The following is a 15926-nucleotide window of genomic DNA, read 5'->3' on the forward strand; positions in this document are numbered from 1 at the left end:
AAATAGTAGTGCGAGAATTAAAAAACCGCCCGATAGAAGTCAGAACTTAACGTTCGACTTCTATCGGGCGGTTCAAGTACTTACGTTCTTTCAATCGTTGCGTCGATAGGATCATGATCCTCTTTCGCGCTCTCACGCAGGGCGGACGACATCACGTCAGACAAGTCACGTGAGCGGAGCACGCCGACACCGCGGTCGGTCGGTCCATCAGGTGCGGCGACGTCGGCGATCAGCTCGTCGGTCGGACGTGTCTCATGCAACAATAACTCGGCTGATCCTTTCATCGCTTGAGCGACGATTTGGCGGGCCGTGTCTTCATCAAACCCGGCTTCTGTCAGCACCGGGGTCATCGAACCGACGATCTCGTAAAAGAACGCAGGACTGCATCCGGCTGCCGCCATGAAAGCTGACATCGTTTTCGCGTCCGTGACGGCTGTCCGACCGACCCGGTTGAACAGTGCCGCCGCCGTCTCGCGGGCGGTCGCATCTGTCTCAGGTCCGAACCAGAGTCCAGTCATCCCGGTTTGATAGGCGACCGGGGTGTTCGGCATCGCACAGATGGCTGGGATGCCGGATGCTTCTTCAAGCTCGCTCGGCTCGATATGCGCCGCGACGGATATGAGCAGCGGTGTTTTCCACGTCTGTGATTGAGCGTAAGTCAAGACGCCATCTGGTTGCATCGCGAGCACGACGATTGTATAGGCGTTGACGTCTTCTGTTTCGACGATCTGTACGCCGAGCTCATCTCGCAACTGCTCTAGACGTGTCTGGTCGCTCCGGTTCGTCATCGTAATCTGTTCAGGGGAGAGCCCGGAAGCAATCCAGCCTCGGACGAGTGCCTCGCTCATCGATCCTGCTCCTACCATTAATATGTTCATTTCCGTCACCTCTTCATTCATTTGATTCGGTCGTATATATGTTGCCTATCATAACAAATGTTCGAGCAATTATCGCCTGTCACGCTCAGATTGTAAAATAAAGGAAAAAACTCGTCGTTTTGTAACGGGAATCGACGAAGCGCTGCAGATGACAATTCACGCAGTCCGGGCTATCATTGCAGTAATCTGACTGAGCGAGGCGATTGAAATGAAACGAGTATTAGTACGTGGGATTCAAGGATACCAGCGCTTTATTTCTCCTTTAAAGCCCCCGACGTGCCGATTTTATCCGAGCTGTTCGCACTACGGGATTGAGGCGATTGAGAAGCATGGCGCTGTCAAAGGCGGGTATTTGACGACGCGGCGCCTGTTGCGGTGCCAACCGTTCCATTCGGGCGGACTTGACTATGTGCCGGACGATTTTGATTGGAAAGCCCCCCTGCAACGCGAAAAGCCACCGTCACAGCGAGACGTCTAACTGACGGCTCGCTGTTTTAGATACAGGGCGTTTATCCCCTTCTTTGTTTTAGCACAATACTTTTGACAACGTTCCGAGTATTCTGAAAAAATAGAGTTGTATTTATTACATACGGGGAAAGGGGATTACAGCATGAGTCAATCGTTCAGCGAACTAATCGGTACGATTTCAGACTTTGTGTGGGGACCGCCGCTGTTAATTTTGCTTGTGGGGACAGGCGTTTATTTGACGGTGCGTCTCGGCGGGCTCCAAATCACGAAGTTGCCTTACGCGTTGAAACTCGCATTCTCTAAAAATCAAGACAAGACGTCACGAGGGGATATTAGTCACTTCCAAGCGCTCATGACAGCGCTCGCGGCGACCGTCGGTACGGGGAATATCGTCGGTGTCGCGACTGCGGTCGTCCTCGGGGGACCAGGCGCGATCGTTTGGATGTGGGTATCGGGCTTCTTCGGGATGGCAACAAAGTACGCCGAAGCCGTGCTCGCCGTCAAGTACCGGGTGACGGACGAACGTGGTCAAATGGCCGGAGGACCGATGTATTATTTGGAACGGGGCTTGAAGCAACGCTGGCTCGCGGTCGCGTTTGCAGCGTTCGCCTCACTGGCCGCGTTCGGGATCGGGAACGGGGTTCAAACGAACTCAGTCGCGTTGGCGCTCAACTCGACGTTCGACGTCCCGCTTTACGTATCGGGTATCTTGATGATGATTTTTACGGGCGCCGTCATTCTCGGTGGTGTCAAATCAATTGGTCGTGTCGTCAGTTACTTCGTCCCGGTCATGATCGTCTTTTATTTAGGGAGTGGTCTCTTGATCATGATCATGAACTACACACTCATCCCCGATGCGATCGCGCTCATCTTCAGCAGCACGTTCAGCGCCGAAGCGATTGGCGGCGGGGCCATCGGGGCAGCCATCCGGTATGGGGTTGCGCGAGGCGTCTTCTCGAACGAAGCCGGTCTTGGCTCGGCTCCGATCGCAGCGGCCGCGGCCAAGACGGACATGCCAGGTCGTCAAGGCCTTGTCTCGATGACGCAGGTGTTTCTTGATACGTTGATCGTCTGTTCGGTCACCGGGATCACGCTCGTCATGGGCGGTCAAATCGGATCTGGACTCGAAGGGGTCGAGTTGACGACGGCGACGTTCGAGCAGTTCCTCGGGCCGTTCGGCGGTTATGTCGTCACGATCGGTCTCGTCATGTTTGCCTACTCGACGGTGCTCGGCTGGTCGTATTACGGTGAGCGGTCGATTCATTACTTGTTCGGTCAAAAGTCGATCATCCCGTATCGGATCGCGTTCGTACTCGTCGCCGGACTCGGGGCGATGACGACGAACTTGAACATGGTATGGGCACTGTCTGACGTCTTCAACGGCTTGATGGCCATTCCGAACTTGATTGGGCTCTTGTTCTTGTCGGGTGTCGTCATCGCTGAGACGAAGCGCTTTAATCAGCGGTTAGCGATCGAGAATCGAAGTCGAAAAGCATCGTAACGAACGCCGCTATCCTTAATCGGATGGCGGCATTTTTCGTTTGTTCTTTATTTCCTCAAGTCGTGCCTGCTGCAAGTGATTGAATACTTGTGTCACGAACCCGACCATGATGCCGACGCCGGTGATGACGTAACCGATTGTGAACACTTTGCCGATATCGGTCGTCGGGACGAAATCACCGTAGCCGATCGTCGTGAGCGTGATGACGCTGAAATAGAGGGCGTCTAACCAACGCATATCTTCGAAGCGGGTATAAAACAGCGTTCCCGACAATATAGTAAGGGACGCTAAGGTGAACAATACTTGAAATTCGGGTTCTTTCAACCCGCGCCAAATCCCACGGAACATGCGACGGAACGTCAAAATGAATGAGAGCATACAGATCCCTCCTTTCCTAGTAGGTTTGTTCGATAGAAACGAGGGAACATCCTTTGTAGCCAAAAGATGAGTCGACGAATTCGTCGACTCATTTTGTATGAAGTGTCAATCGTTTCGTGATCGGTTGGATTGTGATGTTCATGTCGATCATTCGATTGTCGCGTTTTGGTTCATCCGTTCGCTCGACGCGCCACGCGAGGTCATGCAACTCGTTTAAAGCAGTGGCGATGTCATAGAACGACAGGCTCGGATTGCCATTCAATTGATATAGACCGGGACCGCGCTTCGTCAAGATCTCGAACAGTGCGTCAGCCGTGTCTTCTAAAAAGGAGCACGACGGGTACCAGTGTGCGCTCGCATTGATGACACCGTGCTGGTTCATTTCATTCGTAAAATAGTCCATCATATTGTTCGAGCCGGCAGTTTCTCCAATTTGCCAGCCGAGTCGGACGATTTGTGCCCCGGGGTTTGTCCGGGCGATCGTTTCCTCGCAGGCTCGTTTGTAACTGCCGTACTCGTCCGTCGCGTCAGGTGGTGTGTCCGGCATGATCGGACCGGTCACATTGTCTGAGAATACCGAGACCGTGCTCGTAAACAAGAACGGGATGTTGTATTCTCCACAAAGGCGGGCCAACGTTTCCGCCCATTCAACCGATCCCATGCCGATATGGAGAAAATAATCAGGACGCACCGATTCGATAAATTCACGCATCGCCGCCTCGTCTGACGTCGAGACTTTTGATCTGTCCCAAGCGACAGGTTCGATCCCATGTCGTTGTATCGTTTTGGCGACGACCGGTGCGACTGTACCGTTCATGCCCGTTAAAATAGCTTTCATAAAAATTCCTCCCTTCTGTTTCTATCATCCCACACTTCTAGATGTGACAAACCAACAGTTTCTAGCTTTATGCTAGACTAATTGGTGGAGGAGATAAATGATGAACATTCGACAGGCACAGTCAAACGAGAGTGTAGCGATCGCACCGCTCGTTTACGCAGCGATTCATGACATCGCGTATTCATTGACGGGGACGGCAGACCAAAAGCAAGTGCTCGAGCGCTTAGCGATGTGGATCGGTCGGCCGAACAACCGGTTGAGTTATGAAAACATTTGGGTGGCAGACATAGATGGCGTTATCGCAGGTATTATTATCGCCTATGAGGGCAAGCGCGCGACTGAGTTGGATGAGCCGATTAAGCAATGGCTCATTGAGCGCGGGCAGCCTGGACATCTTGACGTGGAGACGGAAGGAGACGTTTTGTATATCGATTCCGTGGCCGTCGACTCAGAATTTGGAGGACGCGGGATCGGTACGAAATTGGTCCGGCGAGTGGTCGAACATGCTCGTGAGATCAACATCCCGGTCGTCACACTCAACGTCGACCAGGACAATCCGGCAGCGGCTCGTCTTTACGAACGTCTTGGTTTCCGCAAACATAAAGAGATTGAGATTTCGGGAGGCCGCTTCGATTATATGATGCTCAATCTGTGAAACATGGGTCGAAGTCTGAGTCTCAGTCTTGAAACCGATGCAAAACCCGAGCTTCTCGGATATACTAAGTGCTTGAAACGAATCAGATGTAAAAAGGAGATCGATTATGGAGTGGAAAAATATCCTGCGCGGTATCGCGATGGGGACGAGTGACTTGATTCCTGGCGTCAGCGGGGGGACAATCGCGGTCATTTTAGGGATTTACGATCGATTGATCGAAGCGATCAGCGGTGTGTTCAGTCGGCAGTGGAAAAAGCATATTGGGTTTCTAATTCCGTTAGCAATCGGAATGGGAACCGCGATTTTAGGACTGAGCCGTCTGATTGAATTTTTATTATTAGAATACTATGCACCGACACAGTTCTTTTTCATCGGCTTGATTCTTGGGATTATCCCGCTGTTGATGTTTGAATTTAAATCGCGTGCGACGATGCGTCCCGTGCACATCGTGGCGATGGTGATCGGAGCGATCGTTGTTGCGAGCATGGCAATCATCAAACCGGCCGACACGGCCATTATTACCGAACTTACGACCGGCACGGCGCTGTTGTTGTTCTTCTCGGGTTGGCTCGGCAGTATGGCGATGTTGCTCCCGGGGATCAGCGGTTCGTTCGTCTTGCTCTTGATCGGCGTGTACCCGACGGTCATCAGCGCCTTGTCGAACTTGAACGTGCTCATTATCGGGATCGTCGGACTCGGTGTAGCCGTCGGGTTTATCGTCAGCAGTAAAGTGATCCGTTATTTGCTCGGAAATTTCCCGGGCATGACGTTCTCGGTCATCTTAGGACTCGTCATCGGGTCCCTCGCCGTCGTCTTCCCGGGTCTTCCGGAGACGGCGACGATGTGGGTCTTGAGCGTTGTTTCGTTCATTGCCGGTTTTATGATCGTCCGACTGCTCGGCCGATTTTCTGTATAAAAAATGCGATCCTGTCATTTGCTGACAGGATCGCATTTTTGTTGGATCGAGGTTATCGATTCGTGCTTTTTGACGCTTGTTTAATAAATGAACGGAATCAATCGTTTTCGCGATTTCGCCCATGTTTGATAGGCGCTACCGAAGTGTGACGTCAACATCTGTTCTTCGATATGGATGCGCCAAAGCAAGGCGATTCCCATGGCGAACGTACCGACGAGCGCGACGCCCCAATGACTGAAATAGAGCGAAAAACCGAACGTGATAAATAATAGACCGGTATAGAGCGGATGGCGCAAAAAGCGGTACGGTCCAGAGCTGACGATCTCATCCGCGGGACGGACGACGACGTGACGGGTGAATTGATGGCGCAAATGCGCGATTCCCCAGTAACGAAGTGAAACACCGGCTATGTAACACCCGAGCCCGAGCCAGCGGACTAGGAGCGGTTGGCGTGTTTCAGTAAAAATAGACAAACCGATCGAGACGGCGAACACGGTGACCATAATGAGTGAGACGATGTAAAAGCTCATGTGCTCACTGTTCCCATCGGTCGGTTCATCACGATTACGGTATCGCCTCATCTCATACAGCCATGCGGTCGAGACGAGAATGAACAAACCATCGAGCCAATCCATAACGTTCCCCCCTTTTTTTCATATCTTTAATAGTCTTCCACTCATTACCCGACTCTTCCTGCTGAAAAACGCCTCGCAATGTGCGAGGCGTTCCGTTTACTGTCATACTAACGAGCACTGGCAACGAGATCAGCACTCGAAGGGTCGAGCGCTTCACGTTGAATCTCGTCTTTTATAAGTTGGTAGGTGAGGCACATCGGTTTTTCGGTCCGTGGGTCTCGTCCGATGATGGCATCGATATGAAAGACTTGCCTAAGGACGAGTGGACAAATGACTTCCTCGGCGGAGCCCGTCGCGAGCACTGCTCCGTCTTTCATGGCGACGATATGGTCGGCAAACCGGGCGGCCTGATTCAAGTCGTGGAGGACCATGACAATCGTCCGGCCCTGCTCGCGGTTCAACGTTTCGAGGAGTTCGAGCACTTCGAGCTGATGCGCCAGATCGAGATACGTCGTCGGCTCATCTAAAAAAATCAAGTCTGTCTCTTGGGCCAGTGCCATCGCGATCCAAACACGCTGGCGTTGTCCGCCTGAAAGGGCGTCGACGTTCCGGTCTTTGAACTCGAGCGTGCCGGTCACGTCAAGCGCCCAATCAATCACTTCATGGTCATGTTTCGATAAACGACCAAACCCCGATTGATAAGGGAAGCGACCGTACGAGACGAGTTCTCCTACGGTCAAGCCGCCAGCGCCTTCAGGCGTTTGCGACAAAATCGCCATCTTTTGAGCGATTTCTTTCGTGTTGCATTTGGCGATGTCCGCTCCGTCTAAATGGACCGAACCGTTAGACGGGGACAGAATCCGAGTCATGGCTTTCAAGAGTGTCGATTTCCCACAACCGTTAGGGCCGATGATGGTCGTGATTTGACGGTCCGGGATCGACAAACTCAATTGCTTCACAATTGTTTTGCCGCCGTAACCGACCTCGATGTCTGCCGTATGGATCCGTGACATATGGATTCCCCTCTCCTCGTAACAGTGGTTTTGATAATGATTCTCAATGTAACGTCAACTATAGCAGTCTAAATGAAAAGCTGTCAACGAATGTTTTGATATCAAAATAGATTGTCTGAACTAAAATTTCGATGTATATTAAATGAGAATGATAATCAGTGGCGGTGGATGTTTAAGGAGGATGGAACGGATGAGCAAACAGGACGTGTACGACGTAACGATCATTGGTGGCGGTCCAGCGGGGTTGTATGCCGCTTTTTATAGCGGGTTGCGCGGGATGAAGACGAAGTTGATCGAATTTCAACCGCATCTCGGTGGTAAGATCCATGTGTATCCGGAGAAGATGATTTGGGACATCGGTGGCGTCACCCCGACGACAGGTGCCCGCCTCATCGAACAATTGATCGAGCAAGGTCTCACGTTCGATCCGACCGTCGTGCTCGGCGAGAAAGTAGAATCGATGGCGAAAGATCACACTGGTCATTTCGTGCTCGATACGACGAACGGTCGGCACGTGTCAAAGACGGTCATCGTCGCGACGGGGAGCGGTATTTTACAACCTCAAAAAATTGAGATTAGCGGGGCGGAGCGGTTCGAAGTCTCGAACCTTCACTATACGGTTAAGTCGTTGATGCGTTTTAAAGGGAAGACGGTATTGATTTCCGGTGGTGGCAACAGCGCCATCGATTGGGCGAACGAACTTGAGCCGATTGCGGAGCGCGTGATTTTGACGTATCGAAAAGAAGCGCTCAAAGGGCATGAATCGCAAGTCGACAAGCTCCTCTGTGGCCGAGTCGACTGCCGACTTCATACAACGATCGAGGACTTGATTTCCAATGATGGCACGACGATCCATGCCGTCAAGCTCATCGATTGCGGGACCGGGGCAAGTGAATTGGTCGAGGTCGATGAAGTGGTCATCAACCACGGCTACGAACAGGACTCGGCTCTCCTCAACGACAGCGAGTTAAAAGTCGAGATGGTGGATGGGTTCTATGTGAACGGGAACGCGAGCAGTGAATCGTCAGTACCTGGACTTTATGCGGCGGGAGATATTTTGACGCATGAAGGCAAGGTGCATCTGATTGCGGGAGCGTTCCAAGATGCGGCTAACGCGGTCAACCGGGCCAAGACGTTCATCGATCCGGACGCGACGAAGTCGGCGATGGTGTCGTCGCACAACGAACGGTTGAAAGCGAAAAATCGTGACATCATCGAGCGGACAATAATGAAGCAGTGAGGGATATCCCTCACTGCTTCATTGTCGGATAATCGCATAGTTCGACGATGACCCCGCCCGAGTGGCGTGGGTCCATATAGATGAGGCGTCGGCCTTTTGCCGTCGTTCGGAGCGTATCTTCTAAAAACGTGATGCCGTCGCGTTTCAAAGCGGCAATCGATGCTTCTAAATCATCGACCCGATAGGCGATGTGGTGAACGCCTTTGCCGCGTGCTTTCATGAATCGGGCGATCGGGCTCGTCGAACTTGTCGGCAAGAGCAACTCGATCACGTCTTCACCGACGTGAATCACGGCGAGCTCGGTTTCGACACCGGCTGCCGTATTCGTATAACGGTCGACAAGTTTTCCTTGTAACACGTTCGTGTAAAACGAGATCGCTTCGTCTAAGTCGCGAACAGCGATCCCGGTGTGGTCAATTTGCATACTAATCCCTCCTCTTGCTCTAGTTTGCCGAAACTTGAACAAAATGTCACTTCACAACGTTTTAGCAAAATCCGATATAGTAGAAGAGGGAGGGACGGCGACATGAACGGAAAGATCACTCTTGGATTGATCAGCGCGTTCGCGCTGGTATCATTTGTGTTTGGACTCTCACTTGCGACGTTTGTCGATTATCAGATCAATGAGGAGCAAGTCGTTCTTGAACGACTGACGACCCACAAAAAAATCGGGCCGGCAGAAATCCTTTCGACCGAAGTGGATTTTCATTTGAACGGTTCGAATTATGCGCTTCGCTTCACGGATGAACCTCACATCACGTATTGGTTCAGTGTCGCGGACCGTGAAATTCAATTCGATCGGATTGAATCGTTGGACCGACGTGATATCGGGCTTCGAACCGTGCTGTTCGAAGAGATGCCACCCTTAGCAATCGAATCGGCAAACGCTGCTGAATGAAGAAAAGACGCCAAACGAACGAATCCTTTCCGTGAAAAGGACGTGACGTTTAGCGTCTTTTTCTAATTGAGTGGAAACGATGGCGCGGAAGGCGCCACTTCTTTAATCATCGTGTAGGTTCCTGTTTGGGTTGGCGATCCGCCTTGTCGGATCAAAGCGTATCGCAGCTCTGGTTGGAGCGAAGTCAACGTGACCCGAATCTGTTCAAGCGACCTGAACCGGAAATAAAATTCTTGCTGAATAAAAGACACGGCCTCTTGAATCAGCTCATCGCTACCTGACACTTGGAGTTCATATACGTCCAGGCGTCCAGATCCAATTCGAGATCGCATGATGCCGACGATTTTCCCTTTCAATCTAAGGGAATGGAAAACTTCCTGACGACGTTCATGCTCGAGCAGTCGTGATGCAGTCATCGGCAACACATCAGTCAGCATATGCGCATATTGATTTCGGTAAGCGAGCCAGCTAGAGTGTGTCGCAAAATAATCAACGTGAAGCGACCAGTTCTCGTATGTATATTTTTGGAAAGGGATGAGCGGCAATGTGTAAGTGACGGTCTCATGATACGGATCAAAACCGAGCACTTCAAACATTCGACGCTTATCTTGGTCGTGGTCTTGTTTGACGTGTAACAGCAACGTTGTGTCATGTATACTGTTTCGACGTATCTCACGGATCAGTCGGTCGAGCAAACCTCGGAAGACATAGCGGTCCCGATACGCCTCGTGCGTGAGCCGGATCACCTGATCCGTTGCATAATCGGTATAGTCGGAGGCGATTGCTGCGACAGGAACATCTCCTTGCCAGGCCGTATGGACATATTGGTGTGGTCGGATGGCGAGGATGTGAGGCGACTCGCCCGGGTTGTACAATTGGTGAAGCAGTGAACGTTTTTTAGGTTGGATTTGGCGACACTCCGCGAATATAAGCGTCCGTTTCATGAGGAATCCTTCTTTCTTCTAAAATAATCACTACCCTTAAATTGTAAGGGCTACCAATTGAAAAATGTCGTGTTCATTTTATGAACATTCATCATGTTTGATTACTGTTTTAACACGTGGAAAGTCAGGTTTTTAAAGGGGAATGGTGAGGGAAATGGCTTTAGAATGAGCATTTTATCGAAGGGTGATCCGTGTCGGAACGAGGAAGTTTAGAGCAACGAAGGGGCTGTGAGATTTGTTAAACTTTTCCGGGGGGAGAGGAGAAACGAATGGGTCGAAGCGAGAGAGACGTGCTATACTGTCAGTGAGAAAAAACGACAGGAGTATGATATGCGATACGTAATAAGTTTATGGTTGGCGTTGCTATTGGTCGGCGTCCCGGCCACGGCTCTTGCCGAGACTGAACCGATTGTAGTCCATGACAATGTCATCGTTGAAGAACAGGTCGAGTTATACGAAGGGTTCCGGTCACCAAATGAGATGGTGTTTATTTTCGTTTTAATCGTTTTGTTGTCAGTAATCGGGTTAGGCATTATTAACGCGATCGATTAACGTGAAAACGTTCACAAAACTGCAATAACTATCCCGGAAGCGGTTTCAAATATCTTTTATACTATTTATGTAGGAAGGAAGTTCTGCACCAACTTCCACTCCTCTTTTCAGATGAACACCCCTCGTTCATATCATGTTTTGGAGTCAACCGACGCCGTCGGTTGACTCCCTTTTTTTATAAGTTGATACGTTTCTCTTTGGCAAGCCGGCGAAGTCGTTTCGTCTCATCAGAATGGCCGCGGCTCTCGAGCATATTGACATACACTTTGAACGGCTCTGAACGGTGTGAGAAGAACGGGATATACTCAGAAAACAACTTCCGTTCAGCTTCTGACAATTGTCCGCGCTCAACGAGGAGTTCGAGTTCAAGCATTTTAAGTGCCTGATAGTCCTCAAGTGCACTGTCATCGGACGGGGCTTTGGCAAGTGTCCGTTCACAAAGTGTGATGAGGCGTTGATGGAATAGATTCCACTCAAACGAAGTGTAGGGTTGCTCGAGAAGTGTAGAGAGTAAGTCGACTCGTGTCGAGTCAACATCTTTCGGGACGTGGAGCGCCGTGTACAAAGAACGATCGATCCACACGTCGGAGGTGGGGGCGTCGAGTTGATAGTAATGAATCAATTGAGTGAGCATCGTGGTTTGCGAGAGTTTCAGCAGTCGAAACGGGTCACTTGTTGAAAATAGCGGCTCTTCTCCTGCCGAAGAGGACAAGAGTAAAAACATTTCCTCATACATCGTCCGTGCCTCTGCATCATCTTCGGCGTAATACGATAAGTCACGAATGATTTTCTTGGCGTGTATATACCAATTCTTTTGATCGCGTTCGCTCATGATTTGATTTGGCAGCAAGTAGAGGTGATCGTAAGCCAATTCTACGAAGCGTTCAGCGAGGATTACTGTCTGCGAGAGCGAATGTCGCTCGTCTGACGATTTTTGTTCTTTGTAACGAGTGAACTGACTAATCATGTAATCCATATCTTTTTCTTCGATAACGGCTTTAGGGGTGTTTCGGTACATTTCGACGACTAAATCGCGAAGAGTCGTCTCTCCGTACTGTTCAAGTAACATGCGGAGCTTCCCGATGCGCATTAGCTCTCCCTCCCTTCAAAAGGACATCGAACGGTCTGCCATGTCTCGTTTATAGGCAGACACCGATTATTATTCCTTTCCCGCTTTTCATTTAAAACAATCCTCGTGTCTCATGCTTAAGACGGATTTTTGCGCTAACCGTTGTCAGAATAGAGTTTGTCGATGATAATGTAGGAAAATCTAAACTATAGAGGTACATCATATGAATGACGATCAACAACTCTCACGTGTCGAACGACGCAGACGTGAATTAGAACGCGAGCGGCTAGAAGAACTGTCTCACGATGAACAAGTGAATCCGGTCGAGGCGGAAGACGAAGTGATTCGCCCTTCACCAGAGTCGAAGCAAGCGGAAGGACAAGACCATCCATTTTTAGATCGTTCCGATGAAAAACGGACCGAGACGAACAATAATCGAAAACGGAAGGTTCAGGCACCTAAACTGAAGATGCCGTTCGGGAAAAAAGCGAAGCGCCATAAGCGTGAGGACAAGCGAGAACCTCGCTCTCATGACACAAAAGAGCGTGTTCCGAAGCAGCAAAGCAGCATACCGCCGAAACAAAAGCCGCCAAAAGACAAGCGCAAGCGCCGAAGTTGGAAAGGAAAGCTCTTGCTCGTCCTGTTGCTCCTCGTGATCGGGGTCGGTTATATGGCATCAAACCCAGTTACGTTCTTAGTCATGGGCAGTGACGCCCGTGTCGGCGAATCAGTGTCCGGTTCACGAACCGATTCGCTCCAGCTGATGGAGTTCGTCCCGCGTTCGCGGACCGTTCAAAACGTATCGATTCCACGAGATACGTATACGGCGATCCCTTGTGAACCTGAGCGGGAAGGCGATAAGATTACCCATGCCTTCGCTTATGGAGGCGCGGAGTGTACGGTCGGTGCAGTCGAAGGATTGACCGAGGCTTCGGTCGACGGTCAAGTCGTCATCACGTTCGAGACGTTTATGGAATTGATCGACGTCGTCGGCGGAGTGAACATCACGGCCACCCATTCGTTCAGCGAAAAGGGGTTTAATCAAACGTATGAATACACGGAAGGTGTATCGTATTCGATGGACGGGGATATGGCGCTCGCCTACGCGCGACATCGTAAATCGGATACAGACGGTGCCCGTTCAAGTCGCCAAACCGAGGTCATGTCGGCAGTGGCCGACAAGTTGGTAAGCCCGGCCGGATGGTCGAAGATCCCGGCCACGTACAGTTTTATGAAAGATGAGATGGGGCTCGAAATGAATCCGCTGCAAATGGCGTCGGTTGGCCTCACGATGATGCTTCAACCCGAAGTGAACAAACTTCAAGTCAACGGACAAGATGCGTACATTGACAACATCTACTATTACCAACCGAATGAAGAGAGCGTCCAATCGATTCGTGACGCGCTCGACTTAACGATGTGGGGAACTGTGAGATAATTTTGCGAAACGGGTTTGATTCCGTACGGAAAGAGGAATTTTAATCAAATGAACTACTCTTTTGAGGAGGGAAATTTGAATGAAAGTTTTAGTCATTGGAGCAACAGGAAAGATCGGTAGACGTGTCTTGAAAAGTTTAGCGAAAACGCATCACGTGACCGCTTTAATTCGTTATCCTGAACTGCAAGCAGAGTACGAAAAAATGGGTGCGCGCGTGCTCACCGTCGATGTTGAAAAAGAGCTTGATAAAAAGATTCACGAGGCGACCGCTGGCCAAGACGCCGTCATCGTCGCTGCGACAGCAGGTGCTGAAGGCACGAGCAAAGAGATTGAACTGCTTGACCGGAACGTCGCGATGAAAGCGATTGACGCCGCTAAAAAAGAGCGCGTCCGTCACGTGGTCTTACTAAGCGCATACGGTGCCGATCGACCAGACGCGGGCCCGAAAGAACATTACAACTTCTTGTCTGCGAATAATGCGGCCGATGAGTATATCGAACATAGCGGCTTGAACTACACGATCATTTGCCCAGTGGCAATTATAGATGGACCTGGAAAAGGGTCGATCGAAGCTTCAGAAGACTTAAGTGACGCCTCAGGCGCCACGATTTCCGAGACGGACGTCGCAACAGTCATTGCTGCCTCGCTCGATAATCGGGGCTTGTACGGACGCCGGATTGAAATTAGATCGGGTAGTACACCGATCAACGATGCACTCGATTTTGATAGTCGAGGCGAAGCCGCGACAGCTGGAAGAACGACACTTCGTCGACCACAACGATGACCGAAAAAATGAAGGAGAAGGTGTCTTGATGGAACGAAAACTGTACAAAGATCCGTCTGACCAAATGATAGCAGGAGTTTGCTCGGGGCTCGGGAAGTACCTCGGAGTAGACGTGACGTTGATGCGGATCATCTTCGTCGTACTCGCCTTATTCGGCGGACCAGGCTTGTTAATTTATATCGTGCTCGCAATCGTCATGAAAAAACCGCCTTCAGAGTATGAGGCGGAACAAGAAAGCCGCTTCTAACGAAAACGTGCTGACCAATGAGGTCAGCACGTTTTTTTATTCCGTATAGAGCGTGTAAGTCGCTTCGAACGTTTCGTTCGGTGCGAGCAACTGCATATCATCTTTTTGGCGGATGTCTTTACGATGTCCTTTATAATCGGCATGACCGAACCAAGGTTCGAGGCAGGCGAACGGGGCGTCAGACTGAGGCGGTGACCAAATCCCGAAATGGGTGAATGTCGGGCACTCCATGACGATGGCGCGACCGCTCGGTTGGTGGCGCAGTGCGGCATACTCGACATTTTCGAAAATTAAAGCGTCTTGGTCGAACAAGTGATGCGAGAGCGGGATGTAGCGGCGTTCGCCGAGCGGTTGATAGGCGCCGGTCAAATAAGGACCCTCTAACAATAAGCGATCAAGTGAGCGCGTCTCACCGAAATCGATTGTATACTCTTCGAACACCCCGCCCGCGAACGGGATATTGAAGGCAGGGTGTCCACCGATGCTGAACGGTAACACCTCGTCGCCGTTGTTTCGGACGCGGTATGTCACGTTCAATTCCTCGCCGATCAGTCGATAGTCCACCTGAAGTTCGAACGGGAACGGATAGTGTTTCCGTGTCTCGACCGAGTCACGGAGAACGAAGCGGACGTGTGTATCAGACGATTCTGCGACTTCGAACGTCTCATCGCGAGCGAATCCGTGTTGGCTCATCGTATACGTCAAGCCATCATATAAGTAACGGTCATCCAACAACCGTCCGACGAACGGGAATAAAATTGGGGCTTGGCGTCCCCAATACGTAGGGTCGCCTTGCCAGAGTAGCTCGGTCCCGTCGACTTTCCAACTCGTCATTTCCGCGCCTTGCGCTTTCAAAGTGATACTGACTTTTTCATTGTGAAGTTGCACGATAGTTCCGCTCCTTTGAGTGAATGTGATAAGTTAAGTTTAGAAATGAATAGGACAGAGAACAAGGGGTAAATGATGCGATTTCATAAACTGGCTATTGGATTGATTATGGCGGGACTGATCGCCGGTCTGGGCTATAAAGGGTATGACGAATACAAGGCGAGTCAAGCGAGCGAACAGACTGAACGTGTCGCGACGGACGACACGGTTCTCGGTGGTCTCGAGATCGGTCAACGCGCGCCCGCCTTCGAACTGGAGACAATCGAAGGGGAAACGTTGGCACTTGATGCGTACGCAGGACAGCAAGTCGTCTTAAACTTCTGGGCATCGTGGTGCCCGCCTTGCCGCGAAGAACTGCCGGAATTGATCGAGTTCGGCGAAGAAACCGGGATTCCGGTGCTCGGGGTGAATGTCACGAAAAATGAGCGACGCGGCAGACAAGACGTCGAGGCGTTTTTGAAAGAAGTCCCGGTCAGCTTCCCGGTATTATTGGACGAAGCGGGCACGGTGGAGAAGACGTACCGCGTCGTCGCTTTGCCGACAACGTATGTCGTCGGTCCGGACGGTGTGATCACAGCCAAACAAGTCGGTCCGGTCGACTTTAACTGGTTACGCGAACAGACAAAATGAACGTACAAAGACAG

At 50.9% G+C, this 15926-nt stretch carries 20 protein-coding genes; 11 read left to right on the forward strand and 9 right to left on the reverse strand.

Going from position 1 to position 15926, the window contains the following annotated elements:
* Positions 1–80 precede the first annotated feature (80 nt).
* Complete coding sequence (locus EVJ32_RS03845) at positions 81–878, reverse strand: pyrroline-5-carboxylate reductase family protein (RefSeq protein ID WP_236635554.1); 798 nt, start codon at positions 876–878, stop codon at positions 81–83.
* 208 nt (positions 879–1086) lie between these two features.
* On the opposite strand from EVJ32_RS03845, the gene yidD reads away from it, so the two are divergent.
* Positions 1087–1356 (forward strand): membrane protein insertion efficiency factor YidD, encoded by a 270-nt coding sequence (yidD, locus tag EVJ32_RS03850; RefSeq protein ID WP_083274114.1) that lies wholly within the window; start codon positions 1087–1089, stop codon positions 1354–1356.
* A 132-nt stretch (positions 1357–1488) separates the two neighbouring features.
* A complete protein-coding gene (locus tag EVJ32_RS03855) occupies positions 1489–2847 on the forward strand; it encodes an alanine/glycine:cation symporter family protein (protein ID WP_131456777.1) in 1359 nt (452 codons plus the stop codon).
* A gap of 15 nt (positions 2848–2862) precedes the next feature.
* On the opposite strand, the gene EVJ32_RS03860 is transcribed toward EVJ32_RS03855, so the two are convergent.
* On the reverse strand, positions 2863–3225 hold the full coding sequence (locus tag EVJ32_RS03860) for a potassium channel family protein (RefSeq protein ID WP_131456779.1): 363 nt from the start codon (positions 3223–3225) through the stop codon (positions 2863–2865).
* An 88-nt stretch (positions 3226–3313) separates the two neighbouring features.
* Positions 3314–4063 carry a sugar nucleotide-binding protein gene (locus EVJ32_RS03865; RefSeq protein ID WP_131456781.1) on the reverse strand — a complete coding sequence of 250 codons (750 nt, stop codon included), beginning with the start codon at positions 4061–4063 and terminating at the stop codon, positions 3314–3316.
* A gap of 100 nt (positions 4064–4163) precedes the next feature.
* Here EVJ32_RS03865 and EVJ32_RS03870 point away from each other — a divergent pair, with 100 nt between their 5' ends.
* Positions 4164–4718 carry a GNAT family N-acetyltransferase gene (locus EVJ32_RS03870; protein WP_236634107.1) on the forward strand — a complete coding sequence of 185 codons (555 nt, stop codon included), beginning with the start codon at positions 4164–4166 and terminating at the stop codon, positions 4716–4718.
* Between the two features lie 106 nt (positions 4719–4824).
* On the forward strand, positions 4825–5634 hold the full coding sequence (locus EVJ32_RS03875) for a DUF368 domain-containing protein (RefSeq protein ID WP_131456785.1): 810 nt from the start codon (positions 4825–4827) through the stop codon (positions 5632–5634).
* Positions 5635–5714: 80 nt separating this feature from the next.
* Here the strand turns inward: EVJ32_RS03875 and EVJ32_RS03880 are convergent, their stop codons facing one another.
* Both EVJ32_RS03880 and EVJ32_RS03885 read right to left on the reverse strand, forming a co-directional pair.
* Entirely contained in the window at positions 5715–6269 is a 555-nt protein-coding gene (locus EVJ32_RS03880) for a methyltransferase family protein (RefSeq protein WP_016509434.1), read from the reverse strand.
* 107 nt (positions 6270–6376) lie between these two features.
* Positions 6377–7222 carry an ABC transporter ATP-binding protein gene (locus tag EVJ32_RS03885; protein WP_131456787.1) on the reverse strand — a complete coding sequence of 282 codons (846 nt, stop codon included), beginning with the start codon at positions 7220–7222 and terminating at the stop codon, positions 6377–6379.
* A gap of 190 nt (positions 7223–7412) precedes the next feature.
* On the opposite strand from EVJ32_RS03885, the gene EVJ32_RS03890 reads away from it, so the two are divergent.
* Positions 7413–8462, forward strand: coding sequence for an NAD(P)/FAD-dependent oxidoreductase (locus EVJ32_RS03890; protein WP_201740682.1), 1050 nt, complete (start codon positions 7413–7415; stop codon positions 8460–8462).
* Between the two features lie 10 nt (positions 8463–8472).
* Here EVJ32_RS03890 and EVJ32_RS03895 read toward each other — a convergent pair whose 3' ends face one another.
* A complete protein-coding gene (locus tag EVJ32_RS03895; protein ID WP_131456791.1) occupies positions 8473–8886 on the reverse strand; it encodes a VOC family protein in 414 nt (137 codons plus the stop codon).
* 102 nt (positions 8887–8988) lie between these two features.
* Here EVJ32_RS03895 and EVJ32_RS03900 point away from each other — a divergent pair, with 102 nt between their 5' ends.
* The gene (locus EVJ32_RS03900; RefSeq protein ID WP_070328872.1) at positions 8989–9360 is read left to right on the forward strand and encodes a hypothetical protein; all 372 of its coding nucleotides are present in this window, start codon (positions 8989–8991) and stop codon (positions 9358–9360) included.
* Between the two features lie 62 nt (positions 9361–9422).
* Here EVJ32_RS03900 and EVJ32_RS03905 read toward each other — a convergent pair whose 3' ends face one another.
* Positions 9423–10304 (reverse strand): hypothetical protein, encoded by an 882-nt coding sequence (locus EVJ32_RS03905; protein WP_131456793.1) that lies wholly within the window; start codon positions 10302–10304, stop codon positions 9423–9425.
* Positions 10305–10634: 330 nt separating this feature from the next.
* On the opposite strand from EVJ32_RS03905, the gene EVJ32_RS03910 reads away from it, so the two are divergent.
* Positions 10635–10856: a hypothetical protein gene (locus EVJ32_RS03910; protein ID WP_236635972.1), complete on the forward strand. Its 222-nt coding sequence runs from the start codon at positions 10635–10637 to the stop codon at positions 10854–10856.
* 175 nt (positions 10857–11031) lie between these two features.
* Here EVJ32_RS03910 and EVJ32_RS03915 read toward each other — a convergent pair whose 3' ends face one another.
* On the reverse strand, positions 11032–11946 hold the full coding sequence (locus EVJ32_RS03915; RefSeq protein ID WP_131456795.1) for a hypothetical protein: 915 nt from the start codon (positions 11944–11946) through the stop codon (positions 11032–11034).
* Positions 11947–12148: 202 nt separating this feature from the next.
* Between EVJ32_RS03915 and EVJ32_RS03920 the strand changes: the two genes are divergently transcribed.
* From EVJ32_RS03920 to EVJ32_RS03930, 3 genes are all read left to right on the forward strand, one after another.
* Positions 12149–13363, forward strand: a complete 1215-nt coding sequence (locus EVJ32_RS03920) for an LCP family protein (RefSeq protein WP_131456797.1) — start codon at positions 12149–12151, stop codon at positions 13361–13363.
* Positions 13364–13442: 79 nt separating this feature from the next.
* On the forward strand, positions 13443–14147 hold the full coding sequence (locus EVJ32_RS03925) for an SDR family oxidoreductase (protein WP_131456800.1): 705 nt from the start codon (positions 13443–13445) through the stop codon (positions 14145–14147).
* Between the two features lie 28 nt (positions 14148–14175).
* Entirely contained in the window at positions 14176–14394 is a 219-nt protein-coding gene (locus EVJ32_RS03930; protein ID WP_016508377.1) for a PspC domain-containing protein, read from the forward strand.
* Positions 14395–14430: 36 nt separating this feature from the next.
* On the opposite strand, the gene EVJ32_RS03935 is transcribed toward EVJ32_RS03930, so the two are convergent.
* A complete protein-coding gene (locus EVJ32_RS03935; protein WP_236639477.1) occupies positions 14431–15282 on the reverse strand; it encodes an aldose 1-epimerase family protein in 852 nt (283 codons plus the stop codon).
* A 75-nt stretch (positions 15283–15357) separates the two neighbouring features.
* On the opposite strand from EVJ32_RS03935, the gene EVJ32_RS03940 reads away from it, so the two are divergent.
* Positions 15358–15912, forward strand: a complete 555-nt coding sequence (locus EVJ32_RS03940) for a TlpA family protein disulfide reductase (RefSeq protein WP_131441137.1) — start codon at positions 15358–15360, stop codon at positions 15910–15912.
* Positions 15913–15926 lie beyond the last annotated feature (14 nt).

It is taken from the genome of Exiguobacterium sp. SH5S4, assembly GCF_004337045.1.
GTDB lineage: Bacteria > Bacillota > Bacilli > Exiguobacteriales > Exiguobacteriaceae > Exiguobacterium > Exiguobacterium aurantiacum_A.

Coding starts and splice junctions, on each gene's coding strand:
- EVJ32_RS03940 (WP_131441137.1), top strand. CDS start 15,358: ATGCGATTTCATAAACTGGCTATTGGATTGATTATGGCGGGACTGATC.
- EVJ32_RS03855 (WP_131456777.1), top strand. CDS start 1,489: ATGAGTCAATCGTTCAGCGAACTAATCGGTACGATTTCAGACTTTGTG.
- EVJ32_RS03845 (WP_236635554.1), bottom strand. CDS start 878: ATGAACATATTAATGGTAGGAGCAGGATCGATGAGCGAGGCACTCGTC.
- EVJ32_RS03905 (WP_131456793.1), bottom strand. CDS start 10,304: ATGAAACGGACGCTTATATTCGCGGAGTGTCGCCAAATCCAACCTAAA.
- EVJ32_RS03930 (WP_016508377.1), top strand. CDS start 14,176: ATGGAACGAAAACTGTACAAAGATCCGTCTGACCAAATGATAGCAGGA.
- yidD (WP_083274114.1), top strand. CDS start 1,087: ATGAAACGAGTATTAGTACGTGGGATTCAAGGATACCAGCGCTTTATT.
- EVJ32_RS03890 (WP_201740682.1), top strand. CDS start 7,413: ATGAGCAAACAGGACGTGTACGACGTAACGATCATTGGTGGCGGTCCA.
- EVJ32_RS03915 (WP_131456795.1), bottom strand. CDS start 11,946: ATGCGCATCGGGAAGCTCCGCATGTTACTTGAACAGTACGGAGAGACG.
- EVJ32_RS03895 (WP_131456791.1), bottom strand. CDS start 8,886: ATGCAAATTGACCACACCGGGATCGCTGTTCGCGACTTAGACGAAGCG.
- EVJ32_RS03875 (WP_131456785.1), top strand. CDS start 4,825: ATGGAGTGGAAAAATATCCTGCGCGGTATCGCGATGGGGACGAGTGAC.
- EVJ32_RS03910 (WP_236635972.1), top strand. CDS start 10,635: ATGCGATACGTAATAAGTTTATGGTTGGCGTTGCTATTGGTCGGCGTC.
- EVJ32_RS03885 (WP_131456787.1), bottom strand. CDS start 7,222: ATGTCACGGATCCATACGGCAGACATCGAGGTCGGTTACGGCGGCAAA.
- EVJ32_RS03900 (WP_070328872.1), top strand. CDS start 8,989: ATGAACGGAAAGATCACTCTTGGATTGATCAGCGCGTTCGCGCTGGTA.
- EVJ32_RS03865 (WP_131456781.1), bottom strand. CDS start 4,063: ATGAAAGCTATTTTAACGGGCATGAACGGTACAGTCGCACCGGTCGTC.
- EVJ32_RS03860 (WP_131456779.1), bottom strand. CDS start 3,225: ATGCTCTCATTCATTTTGACGTTCCGTCGCATGTTCCGTGGGATTTGG.
- EVJ32_RS03870 (WP_236634107.1), top strand. CDS start 4,164: ATGAACATTCGACAGGCACAGTCAAACGAGAGTGTAGCGATCGCACCG.
- EVJ32_RS03880 (WP_016509434.1), bottom strand. CDS start 6,269: ATGGATTGGCTCGATGGTTTGTTCATTCTCGTCTCGACCGCATGGCTG.
- EVJ32_RS03925 (WP_131456800.1), top strand. CDS start 13,443: ATGAAAGTTTTAGTCATTGGAGCAACAGGAAAGATCGGTAGACGTGTC.
- EVJ32_RS03920 (WP_131456797.1), top strand. CDS start 12,149: ATGAATGACGATCAACAACTCTCACGTGTCGAACGACGCAGACGTGAA.